Source organism: Actinomycetospora rhizophila, from assembly GCF_042657905.1.
In the GTDB taxonomy this organism is placed as follows: domain Bacteria; phylum Actinomycetota; class Actinomycetes; order Mycobacteriales; family Pseudonocardiaceae; genus Actinomycetospora; species Actinomycetospora rhizophila.
This window is the reverse complement of the sequence record NZ_JBHSKG010000014.1, coordinates 1-11,643: the sequence shown is the minus strand read 5'-3', so window position 1 is coordinate 11,643 and position 11,643 is coordinate 1. Positions and strand designations below refer to the sequence as shown.

The following is an 11,643-nucleotide window of genomic DNA, read 5'->3' as shown; positions in this document are numbered from 1 at the left end:
TGTCACTTCTCCGTGCGCAGCGTGACCGTGGGGGCGGAGAGACCGCCGGTGTGCGGGCCCGACGAGGCGTCGGAGGACTTCTTGTCGCCGTCCTTCACGCCCGCACCCGCACCGGCGGGGGCGGAGCTGCGCGTGAACCGCGCGGTGCCGACCCGCTTCGCCCCGGGGGGCGAGCTCGGCGACGCCGAGGCGCCGTCGGCCTTCGGGCTCTTCGGGCTCGACTTGGGGGCGCCGGACTTGGGGGCGCCCGCCGACGGGGCACCGGCGGGCCGGGCACCGGCCGGGCCGCTCGGGCCCGACGAGGAGGGGCCGGAGGCGGACGGGCCGGCGCCGGGGTTGGCGCCCGGCTGCGGGCCGGTCGGCTTGGGGCCGCCGCCGGCACCGCCGGCACCGCCGGCACCGCCGGGGGTGGGCTTCGGGCTCGGGGAGGGCTTGGCGCCGGCACCGCGGCGCGTGTGGACGCTCACCCCGGGCGCCTCGGTGGCGGGGCTGCCGGGACCGGGCTGCGGCGCGCCGCCCGCGGGCTTGGGCGCACCGGCCTGGGTGGCCTGGTTGCCCTGGGCCGGACCGGACGGGCCCTGCGACGAGCCACCCTGGGCGGTCGGGGCGGCCGGGCCCGCCGGGCCGGACGAGGGCTTGGCGCCCGCGGTACCCGAGCTCGCCGACCCACCGGGCGAGGGCTTCGCGCCGGGGGAGGGCTTGGCGCCCTGGCTGCCGCCCGCGGGGGCGGCGCCGGACGGGGCGGACGGGGCACCGGAGCCCGAGGCGCCGGTGGCGGGCTTGGCCGGACGGCCCGACGCCTGCTCCGGGCGGGGGCCCGAGCTGCCGTTGGTGCCCTGCGCGGGCTGCCCCGACGGGGCCGCCGCGCCGCGCACCGCGGTGCCGTTGGTGGGCTTCGCGCCGTTCACGGTCGCGCCGTTGCTGCCCTCGGCGGCACCGGCACCGGCGGCACCCGCCGCCGCGCCCGCGGCGGCACCGGCGCCCATCGCGGCGCGGGCCTCCTCGAGCTTCTCGCGGGAGATCGGGGCGGTGCGGTCGGCCGGGGGGACCTGCGCGGGACGCGGGCCACCGGGCGGGGGGGCACCGGGACCGGCCGGGCCGGCGGGCCCCGCCGGGCCGCCCACGGGACGCGCGGCCGGCACCGGGCCCGCGGGCAGGCGCGCGGGGGTCCAGTTGCGCTCGGCGAGGAAGCCCGGGTCGACGAGCTGGCCGGGGTTGCGCACCAGCACCACGCCGAGCGCGGTGCCGCCGGCGCGGGCCAGCGAGTCGAGCGCGTTGGAGGCGTCGCGGGAGCGGGTCTCGCCCTCCTCGACCACCAGCAGCGAGCGGTCGGCGGCGGAGCAGACGACCTGGCCCTCGACGCTCTCGGCGGGCGGGGCGTCGATGATCACCAGGTCGGCGAGCATGGCCCCCTGGCCGAGCAGGCGCGAGACGTGCGAGCGGGAGTACAGCGCGAACAGGTCGTCGCGCTTGCTGCCCCGCGGCGAGACGAGCAGCGCCCGGCCGTTGGAGAACACCTTGCCGTCGATGCGGCTGTCGCCGCGCTCGGCGAGGAAGTCGGCGACGCCGGACATCGAGGCCAGCTCGGTGGAGCCGCCGGCGTCGCTCTCGAGGTCGGCCTGGACCAGCAGCGTCGTCTGGCCCTGCAGGGCGCGCAGGCCGGCGAGGGCGACGGCGACGCGGGTCTTCGACGCGCGGGCCGTGACCGGGCCGGTGATCGCGAGCGAGCCCGGGGTCGGCATGCCGTGGGCGTTGGTGAGCCCCATCAGCGCGCGCAGCATCTCGTTGCGGGCGTTGTCACCGGAGCGGCGCTTGCCGCCGACGACGGCGAGCACCTGCAGGCCGAGGCGGTCGCGGACCTCGCTCGGCGTCACGATCCGGTTCTCGAAGCGGCCCAGCGCCATCGCGAGCAGCGCGCCGAGCACGAGACCACCGATCAGGGCGGCGCCGGCGTTGCGGGCCGCGTTGGTCGGGTTGGAGACGACACCGGCGTTGAGCTGGAGGTCCTGCAGCTGGTTGGTGCTGCGGCCCTGGATGTCGTTGATCTGCTCCTGCAGCCGGCTGATCTCACCCTGGTTGTTGGCGCGCTGGGCCGCGGCGAGCTGCGTGTTGAGCGTGTTCAGCTGCTGCTGCTGGGCGTCGCCGCCGAGGCTCGAGTTGACGTCGTCGCGCAGGGCGACGGCCATCTTGGTGGCCGACTCGGACGCGACCTCGGGGCTGTCCGCGACGGCCTCGATGTACACGATCGGGCTGGCCGCGGCGATGCGGGCGTTGAGGCCGACGGAGTCGGGCACACCGGCGGTCTGGCGCAGCTGCTGCTGCGACGACGCCTGGTTGAAGTAGTCGGCGTAGCCCTGGGCGAGGACGGTGTCCTGCTCGGGCGCGCGGTCCTGGGACACGATGGTCAGCGCCGACCGGCCGGTGTAGGTCGATCCCTGCAGGAGCGAGGCCCCCAGCGAGCCGGCTGCCGCCACGATGCCGATGACGAGGATCAGCACCCACCGGCGGCGGATGCGATCCCACTGGATCTGGAGCGGGCTCATGACGTGCCTTTCGTCCGGTCGTCGGCGTGTCGCCCCCCGGGGACGCCGGTGGGCATCCTACGGTGGTGGATCAAGGCGACCGCCGTGCTGCGCCCGTCGAGGGGCCCGCGGACGGGTCGTCGACGGAGCTGGTCATCGCTCAGGTGCTCTGACGGTTCCGCATGGCCGACTCGTAGGCGGCCAGCAGTTCCTTCTCCGAGTTGGTCCAGGACAGCGGCCCGGACACGCGTTCCATGCCGATCTCGCCCATCGCCGCGCGGCGACGGGGGTCGTCGAGCAGCTCGGACACCAGGCCCGCGAACTCGCCGACGTCGTTGGGTCGGGCGTAGACCGCCGCCTCCCCGGCCGAGACCCTCGCCTCGACCAGGTCGAACGACACCACCGGCCGCCCCATCGCCATGTACTCCATGATCTTGTTCATGGTGGACACGTCGTTGAGCGGGTTGCGCGGGTCCGGCGCGAGGCAGACCGACGCGGTGGACAGATGGCGCAGCACGTCCTCGTCGGGGATGCGGCCGGTGAACGACACCCGGTCGTCGAGCCCGTAGGCGTGTGCGAGGGCGACGACGTCGTCGAAGGCGTCGCCGGTGCCCATGAACACCGCGTGCCAGTCGTCGCGGCGCTCGGCGAGGTCGGCCAGGGCGCGGATCGCGTAGTCGACCCCGTCCTGCGGGCCCATGACCCCGAGGTAGCAGAGGAGGTGCTCGCGGCCCCGGGCCAGCGCGGGCTCGGGCTCACGCAGCGCGAACCGCTCGACGGCCGGTGCGCTGCGCACCACGAACGTGTCCTCGACCGGCACCCGCCCGCGGCCGGTGGCCACGGCGCGGTAGCTCTCGTTCGTGGCGATCACCGTGTCCGCGGTGCGGTAGGTGCCCCACTCGAGCAGGCGCATCCCCCAGTACATCGAGTCCTTCTTCTCGCGGAACCGCGAGAGGTAGAGCTCGGGGACCAGGTCGTGCTGGTCGAAGATGACGCGGGCGCCGCGGGCCTTCGCGCGCAGCGCGGGCAGGAACAGCAGGTCCGGCGGGTTGCACAGGTGCACCACGTCGACCGGCGCGCGCTTCTGGATGCGCTTGATCAGCCGGTTGGTGTGCCAGAGGGCGGTGCCGTACTCCTTGAGGTAGCCCTGCGGGCCGCCGGTCGCCGCCTCGAGCGGGTACCGGTGGATCCGCACGCCGTCGATGACGACCTCGGTCTCGGTGTCCCGCTTCGTGCCGAGCGGGCAGATCACCTCGACCTCCCACCCGTGCCCGGTGAGGGTCTGGCACTCCTGCCAGACCCGCCGGTCGAAGGGGACCGAGAGGTTCTCGACGATGATCAGGGCTCTACCAGGCAAGGCCGACATATCCCTCCTGTTGGCGACGCGCCGCGGCGTCGGGCAGCCGGACGAGGTCGATCACGGGCGCCGCGGTGCCGTGGCCGAGGGCCTCGCGGACGTCGTCGTCCGCCTTCCCGACGACCAGGACCTCGGCGTGGTCGACGACGTCCGCGACGGAGTCGACGAGCAGGTCACGCAGGTGGGGCAGGTGGGCCTCGATGAAGGCCCGGTTGGCGCCGAGCAGCGCGGACTCGACGACCGCGGGGTCGTAGATGCGCAGGTCGTAGCCCTTGCCGAGCATCCGCTCGCACAGCTCGACCAGCGGGCTCTCGCGCAGGTCGTCGGTGCCGCCCTTGAACGCGAGGCCGAACACGCCGACCCGGCGCTTGCCGGTGGCCGCGACGTGCTCGAACGCGCGCTGGATGTGTTCGTCGTTGGACGGGAGCACGTTCTCGAGGATCGGCACGCGCACGTCGTGCCGGCGGGCGGCGTGCACCAGCCCGCGCAGGTCCTTGGGCAGGCACGAGCCGCCGAACGCGAAGCCCGGGCGCAGGTACGCCGGGCTGATGTTCAGCTTCGTGTCGGACAGGAAGATCTCCATGACGTCGTGGGAGTCGACGCCGAGCTCGCGGGCCAGCGCGCCGATCTCGTTCGCGAAGCCGATCTTGAGGCCGTGGAACGTGTTGTCGACGTACTTCGTCATCTCGGCCACCGGCGGTTCGACCCGGAACTCCGGGGCGCCCAGTCCGGCGTAGAGCGACAGCACCGCGTCGCCGCTCGCGGGATCGAGCTCGCCGACCACGGTCTTGGGCGGGTCGTAGAAGTCCTTGACGCTCGAGCCCTCGCGCAGGAACTCGGGGTTCACCGCGACCCCGAAGTCCTGCCCGGCGACCAGCCCCGAGGCCTCCTCGAGGATCGGCACGAGCACGCCCAGGCAGGTGCCCGGCAGCATCGTCGAGCGGAACACCACGGTGTGGCGGCCGGCGTCCGGGTCCCGGGAGGCCAGGGCCTCGCCGATCTCGCGGGCGGCGCGCTGCAGGTAGGTGGTGTCGAGGCTGCCGTTGGGCGCCGACGGGGTACCGACGCAGATGAGCGACAGGTCGGTGGCGTGGATCGCGGTGGCGACGTCGTCGGTGACCGTGAGCCGGCCGGAGGCGACGACCTCGGCGACGATGTCGCCGATCCGCTCCTCGACGACCGGGGTACGACCGTCACCGATCATCGCGAGCTTGGCCGGGTTGACGTCGACGCCGATGACGTCGTGGCCCTCCGTGGCCAGGCAGGCGGCGCTCACGGTGCCCACGTAACCGAGACCGAAGACACTGACCTTCATCGCAGGGAGTCCTCGCAGAAGGGTCGGGGTCGCGGCGGGCCGATGGGGAGCGAACCGCACGCCGGGCTGGACCAACGGTACCGACGGCATTCGGCGGCATCGCCGTCGGGCAGCGCGCCGGGACCCGACACTGAGGATTCGCTCACCGATAGGAGGACGTCCGGCGGCCGGGGAGGTTGGCCCCCGGATGCGCCGGATGCCGCCCGTTAGCCTCGGCCGGGTGAGCCGTGACGTCGAGATCCTCGCCGATCCCGCCGACGAGCCGGGCCTGACCGACGAGTGGCGCGCCCTGGCCGAGGCCGCGGGCAACGCCTTCGTGTCCCCGGAGTGGTACGCCGCCTACGCCCGGCACTACGGGCAGGACGCGCCCCCGTTCGTGGTGCGGGTGCGCGACGCGGACGGAAGCCTCGCCGGGCTGCTGCCGCTGTGCCGCTCGGGACGGACCGTGCGCTTCGCCGGCGCGAACGTCGGCGACCGCTTCGCGCCGGTGGCCGCGGCGGGACGCGAGGCCGAGGTCGCCCGCGCCGCGGCCGGCGCGCTGGGGCGCGAGGCCGTCGTCCTGCACAACGTCGACGCCGGAGCGGCGTGGGTCCCGGCGCTGGGCGAGGGCCTGCGCGGACGCGTCGCGGCGACCCGGTTGCGCGGCGGCGTCATGCCGTTCGTGCCGCTCACCGGGCACACGTGGGACTCGTTCCTCGGCGCGCGCAGCCGCAACTTCCGCCAGCAGGTGCGGCGCAAGGAGCGCGCGCTGGTCGACGGTCTGGGCGCGAAGGTGCGCGCGACGTCGTCGCCGGGCGAGGTCGCCGCCGACGTCGCCGAGTTCTTCCGGCTGCACAACCTGCGCTGGGACGAGCGCGAGGGCGGCTCGACGATCACGAGCCCCACCGTGCACGCGTTCCACGCCGACTTCGCCGCCGCGGCGCTGGAGCGCGGCTGGCTGCGGATGTCGTTCCTCGAGGTCCCGGGAGACGGGAATGAGCACAGCACGCCGATAGGGGAGCGGAGCTCGACCCCAGGAGACCGGACCGCCGTCGCGGCGCTCTACGCCTGGCGGATCGGCGGGCGCTACGCGTACTTCCAGGCGGGCTTCGACCCGGAGTGGGCCGAGAAGAGCGTCGGTCTCGTGCTCATGGCGCACACGGTGCGCGAGGCGATCGAGGAGGGCGCCGAGGAGTACGACCTGCTGCTCGGTGGCGAGACCTACAAGGCGCGCTTCGCCACCGACGAGCGCGCGGTCGAGACGCTGGTCGTCGCGGGCGCGCTGGACCCGACCCGCCTGCTCGCGCAGGTCGACGCCGGCGTCCGCCGCGCCACCGACGGGCTCTCGCCGGAGCTGCGCGCGCGCCTGCGCGACGCCGCGCGTCCGGTGCTGGCCCGGATGCCCGGAACGCGCAGGCGCTGAGCGTGCCGATACCGTCGAACGCCATGAGTCGACGACTCCTCGTGCTCGGCTGGCACAACATCGACCCGACGCCGTTCTACCCGGCGGACCCGGGTGCGGGGCGTCGCGGGTTCGACCGCCAGCTCGCGGCGATCGACAAGCTCGCCACCGTGGTCCCGCTGTCCGAGGCCGTCGACACGCTCGCGGCCGGCGGCTCACTGCCGCCGCGGGCGGTGGCGCTGACCTTCGACGACGGCTACGCCGACTGGCTCGACGCCGCCGTGCCCGCCCTCGACCGGCGCGGCATGCACGGCACGTTCTTCCTGGTCTCGGACATCCTCTCCGGGCGCATCGGCGCCTGGTGGGAGGAGCTCGCCGACGCGTTCGACCGGTGCACGGCGAGCTCGCTGGAATGGGCCGGGCGCACCCACGACCTCACGACGCCGGCCGCGCGGCTCGGCGCGCAGGCCGCGCTCAAGGACGAGCTCAAGCTGGTCGACCGCGCCACGCGCGTCGAGGCGGTCGCGCGCATCGCCGAGCGCATCGCCCCGCCGCCGCCCGAGCGCGCGCCGATGTTCCTCGACTGGGCCGGCGCGCGGGCGCTCGCCGCCACCGGGCACGGCGTCGGCTCGCACACCGTCACCCACCCGATCCTCGCCCGCGAGGACGCCGACACCCAGCGCGAGGAGCTCGTCGAGAGCCGTCGCGCCCTCGAGAGCGGGCTCGGGCAGACCGTCGACCTGCTCGCCTACCCGAACGGGAACGCGGGCGACTACGACCAGCAGACGATGGAGCTCGCGCGCACCGCGGGCTACCGCGCCGCGGTGACCACGCGGCCCGGCATCGTCGGTCCCCACGAGCCGCCGTACGCGATGCATCGGGTCGTGCTCACGCCGCTCACCGACGTGGGCGAGCTGTTCGGCAAGGTCGCCCGCAAGGGCACGGGGCTCGCGAAGAAGGTCGTCAGGACGCTGGCGCCGACGGGCTGAGGCGCGCCCTGCGCGCCTCCCAGGCGGAGGCGACGATGTCGTCGAGGTCGTGGCGGGCGCGCCAGCCGAGCCGCTCGGCGATCCGGGAGACGTCCGCGACCACCGAGGCCGGGTCGCCCGGGCGCCGCGCGGCGAGCACCGGCTCGACGGGGGTGTCCGCGATGCGCGCGACGGTGGCCATCACCTCGAGCACCGAGAAGCCCCGGCCGACGCCGACGTTGAGCGTCTCGGCGCACGGCGCGTCGAGCAGCGCGGTGGCGGCGACGTGGGCGTCGGCGAGGTCGTCGACGTGCACGAAGTCGCGCACGCAGCTGCCGTCGGGGGTGTCGTAGTCGGTGCCGAACACCGTCGGCGCGCTCCCGCGGGCGACGGCGTCGAGCGCGATCGGCACGAGGTTGGCCTGGCCCCGGTCGGCGAGGCGCGCGTCCCGGGCGCCGGCGACGTTGAAGTAGCGCAGCGCGACGTAGCGCAGGCCGGTGGCGCGGTGGACGTCGGCGAGCAGCCACTCGCCGGCGAGCTTGGTGGTGCCGTAGGGGTTCACGGGCTCGCACGGGTCGTCCTCGCCGACCGCCCCGCCCGCCGTGGCCCCGTAGACCGCGGCGCTCGACGAGTAGACGAACCGCCCGACGCCGGCCCGGTCGCAGGCCGCGAGCACGCTGCGCAGGCCCTCGACGTTCTCGCGCCAGTACCAGAGCGGGCGGGCCACCGACTCGGGCACGCTCTTGCGCGCCGCGAAGTGCATGACGCCGTCGAGGTCGTGGTCGGCGAGGGCCGCGGCCACCGTGTCCTCGTCGAGGGTGCTCGCCCGCACGAGCGGGACGTCGTCGTCGACGCGCTCGGCCAGCCCCGTCGACAGGTCGTCGAGCACCACCACCGCGTCGCCGCGGGCCCGCAGCGCCCGCACGGTGTGCGCGCCGATGTACCCGGCGCCGCCGGTGACGAGCCAGCGTCCCCCCGCGGCGGTCACCTCAGCCGCCTCGGTGCCGCCGAGGCGCGCAGCGCGGGGGCGACCGGGCGGCCCTCGAGCACCGCCTCCGGCCCGTCGGTGAGCGCCTTCTCGTAGGCGGGCAGCGCGCCGGCCACCGCGGCGACGGTGTGCTCGACGTCGGCGTCGGTGTGCGCCGCGGAGATGACGAACGACTGCCCCAGCACGCCGCGGCGCAGCAGCTCGGCGAGGAACACGGTCCGCATCGGCTGCGAGGGGTGCCCGTCGGCGTCGCGGGTGCGGAAGACGAGGCACGCCGGGTGGCCGACGACGTCGACGAACTCGGTGAGCCCGGCCGCCGCGACGACCTCGTTGCACGCCTCGGCGAGCTTGGTGCCCTGGCGGCGCATGGTGGCCACCGGGTCCTCGCGGCGGTAGGCCTCGACCACGGCGCGGAACGCGGTGAGCCCCACCGTCTCCGGCCCGTGGGTGGTGGAGAGCAGGAAGACCCGGTCGGCGTCGGTGCGCAGCCCGCCGAGCTCCATCAGCTCCCGGCGGCCGGCGAGCGCGGAGACCGGGAAGCCGTTGCCCATCGCCTTGCCCCACGTCGACAGGTCGGGCGTGACGCCGTAGACCGCCTGCGCGCCGTGCGCCGACCAGCGGAAGCCGGTGATCATCTCGTCGAACACCAGCACCGCGCCCTGCGCCGTGCACAGCTCGCGCACGCCCTCGAGGAAGCCGGGCGCCGGCTCGTGCAGCGCCGCCGCGGCCTCCATGAACACCGCGGCGATGCGTCCGGGGTGCGCGGCGAACAGCGCGCGCAGGGAGTCGAGGTCGTTGTAGACGAACCCGAGCGTGCCCACCTTCGTGGTGGCGGGGATGCCGGCATTCATCGGGGTCCCGCCGATGAACCAGTCGTCGGTGGAGAAGAAGGGCTGGTCGGCGACGGCGACCATGTCGCGCCCGGTGGCCGCGCGCGCGAGCTTGAGGGCGGCGGTGGTGGCGTCGGAGCCGTTCTTCGCGAACTTGACCATGTCGGCGCCCGAGACCAGGCCGAGGAAGTCCTCGGCGGCCTCCACCTCGAGGCGGCTCGGGCGCGAGAAGCTCATGCCCCGGTCGAGGACCTCGCGGACGGCCGCGTTCACCGGCTCGTAGGCGTGCCCGAGCGTCACCGAGCGCAGGCCCATGCCGTACTCGACGAACTCGTTGCCGTCGGCGTCCCACACCCGCGCCCCGCGGCCGCGCTCGATGATCGGCGTCATCGTCTCGGGGTACTGGTCCGACCCGCGCGCGTAGGTGTGCGCGCCGCCCGGCACGAGGTCGTGCAGCCGCGCCTGGAGGCGGGCGGACTGGGTGAAGTCGAGCTGTGTCGGCGTCGGCGAAGCAGACGTCATGGGCCTCAGCTTCCCTGGTCGGCGGGAGGTGACCGCGTCCAGGGTGACGAAGCCGTTGCTCCGCGCGGGAGCCCCGCCGTCCCGGACAGGGTGTGTCGCCATCCTCCGCTCCGCGGGGTCACGGGCGGGAACCGGCCCGCCACCCCGTCGGCCCAACGGCCGTCCCCCGGTCCAGAACGGGCGTCCGCGACGTCCACACTGGTCCGCATGGCAGCACCGGTCGCACCTCCCGGAGCAGCGGAACCCCGGCCGTCCGGGCGGCATGCGCGCCGCGACGACGGTCCCGCCCAGCCGGTGCCCCGGCGCTCCCACCGCCGCTCGGCGGCCGTCACGCTGCGCCGGGTGCCCTGGCCCGTGGCCGCCGACCCCGACGCGGTGACCGCGACCCTCGCCGGCGGCCCGGCGCACCCCGCGCCCACCACCGCCACCACCGTCCTGCCCGGATCGCCCGCCGCGCCGACGGCGCAGGCCGGCGTCCCGGGACTCCGGGCGGTCCCGACGCCCCCGCCACCGCCACCGGGCCCGGCGGGTCCCCGTCCGGGGCTCGCGCCGCCGCCGACGGTGCCGCCGCCCGTGCCGCCGCCCGGGCTGTCGGGACCGCACGGGCCGGCGGGGCCGCCGCCGCGGCGCGCGCCGATCCGCCGCGAGCCCGTGCCCGGCACGCCGGTCGCCGAGCCCCGCCCCGTCTGGGGACCGCCGCAGCCGGTGCGCTGACCGGCGCGGGGGGCGCCTGACCGCCGTCCGGGTGACGATCCGTGTCGGATCCGACAGCGATCGTCACCGACACCGCGATCATCCCGAGGGCGCCTGGCAGAGTCGTCGTGGTGGGCGGATCCGGGGTGTCGCAGCGGATCGCCCGGCTCGTGCGCGTGATGCACCGTGACGGGCCCTACCGCCCGCCGCGGGGCCCCGAGCTCGCCGCCCTCGACGCGCTGGGCGACGCGCTGGCCCACGGCGACGGCGCCGCGGCGGCCGCGGCCGGGGCCGACCTGGGGCTCGCGGCGACCCGCGAGGGCGACCGCCTGCTGCTCGCCTCCGATCCCGGCGACGAGCGGGCCTGGCTGGTGATCGTGCTGCGGGCCGCGCCGGACGCGGTGGTCGAGGTCCCGCACCCCAACGCCGACCTCGCCACCGAGCACGTCGGGCTCGCCCTCGCGCAGCGCCGCCCCGGCGTGCTCTACCTGCAGGCGGGCGCCCACCGGGTCGCCGGCGCGCCGCCCGAGGCGCGCGACCGCGTCGAGTGCCCCGCCGACGTGTCGTCCCGCGACGACGCGCCGTTCTCCCGGGTCGCCGCGGTGCTCGTGGGCCGGGGCCTGCCGCAGGTCCAGCTGCACGGGTTCGCCGACCGCGCCGGCGTCGACGTCGTGCTCTCGCCCGGTGCGGCGGGGGACAGCGCGCTGCTGGCGGCCGTCCGGGACCGGCTCGCGGACGCGGGGGAGCGGGTGGGCGAGGGCGACGACGAGCGCTGGGCCGACCTGCTGGGCCGCCGGAACGTGCAGGGCCGCGCGGCGGCGCGGGCCGGGACCGCGTTCGTGCACCTCGAGCTCTCCCGCTCGCTGCGCCGCGACGCCGACCGGCGCGAGGCGGTGGCCGCGGCGCTGGACAAGGCGCTCGACGAGGCGCTCGACGGGATCTAGTGTCCTGAGTCGGAAGTTCGGCAGCGGTTGTTAGGTTCGAGGTATGGCTCGTGGACCTGCGCCGGTGGCGATCGTGCTCTCCGAGGACGAACGGGAGCAGTTGGAGTCCTGGGCGCGGCGGCG

At 75.7% G+C, this 11,643-nt stretch carries 9 protein-coding genes; 4 read left to right on the top strand and 5 right to left on the bottom strand.

All coding sequences use genetic code 11. The features are described from left to right. Nucleotides 1-2 precede the first annotated feature (2 nt). From ACFPK1_RS22865 to ACFPK1_RS22855, 3 genes are all read right to left on the bottom strand, one after another. Nucleotides 3-2,543, bottom strand: a complete 2,541-nt coding sequence (locus tag ACFPK1_RS22865; protein WP_378023258.1) for a hypothetical protein — start codon at nt 2,541-2,543, stop codon at nt 3-5. A gap of 139 nt (nt 2,544-2,682) precedes the next feature. Further along, nucleotides 2,683-3,888, bottom strand: coding sequence for a glycosyltransferase family 4 protein (locus ACFPK1_RS22860; protein ID WP_378023257.1), 1,206 nt, complete (start codon nt 3,886-3,888; stop codon nt 2,683-2,685). Continuing rightward, entirely contained in the window at nt 3,869-5,194 is a 1,326-nt protein-coding gene (locus ACFPK1_RS22855; protein ID WP_378023256.1) for a nucleotide sugar dehydrogenase, read from the bottom strand. The genes ACFPK1_RS22860 and ACFPK1_RS22855 overlap by 20 nt, the downstream gene beginning before the upstream one ends. A 220-nt stretch (nt 5,195-5,414) precedes the next feature. Between ACFPK1_RS22855 and ACFPK1_RS22850 the strand changes: the two genes are divergently transcribed. Further along, nucleotides 5,415-6,596 carry a GNAT family N-acetyltransferase gene (locus ACFPK1_RS22850; protein WP_378023255.1) on the top strand — a complete coding sequence of 394 codons (1,182 nt, stop codon included), beginning with the start codon at nt 5,415-5,417 and terminating at the stop codon, nt 6,594-6,596. Nucleotides 6,597-6,619: 23 nt separating this feature from the next. After that, entirely contained in the window at nt 6,620-7,564 is a 945-nt protein-coding gene (locus ACFPK1_RS22845) for a polysaccharide deacetylase family protein (RefSeq protein WP_378023254.1), read from the top strand. Here ACFPK1_RS22845 and galE read toward each other — a convergent pair. Next, on the bottom strand, nt 7,539-8,531 hold the full coding sequence (gene galE / locus ACFPK1_RS22840; protein ID WP_378023253.1) for a UDP-glucose 4-epimerase GalE: 993 nt from the start codon (nt 8,529-8,531) through the stop codon (nt 7,539-7,541). The genes ACFPK1_RS22845 and galE overlap by 26 nt on opposite strands. Next, a complete protein-coding gene (locus ACFPK1_RS22835; RefSeq protein WP_378023252.1) occupies nt 8,528-9,883 on the bottom strand; it encodes a glutamate-1-semialdehyde 2,1-aminomutase in 1,356 nt (451 codons plus the stop codon). The genes galE and ACFPK1_RS22835 overlap by 4 nt, the downstream gene beginning before the upstream one ends. A gap of 207 nt (nt 9,884-10,090) precedes the next feature. Here ACFPK1_RS22835 and ACFPK1_RS22830 point away from each other — a divergent pair, with 207 nt between their 5' ends. Together ACFPK1_RS22830 and ACFPK1_RS22825 are read left to right on the top strand one after the other, a co-directional pair. Further along, a complete protein-coding gene (locus ACFPK1_RS22830; RefSeq protein ID WP_378023251.1) occupies nt 10,091-10,597 on the top strand; it encodes a hypothetical protein in 507 nt (168 codons plus the stop codon). A 110-nt stretch (nt 10,598-10,707) separates the two neighbouring features. Then, complete coding sequence (locus ACFPK1_RS22825; protein ID WP_378023250.1) at nt 10,708-11,520, top strand: hypothetical protein; 813 nt, start codon at nt 10,708-10,710, stop codon at nt 11,518-11,520. Nucleotides 11,521-11,643 lie beyond the last annotated feature (123 nt).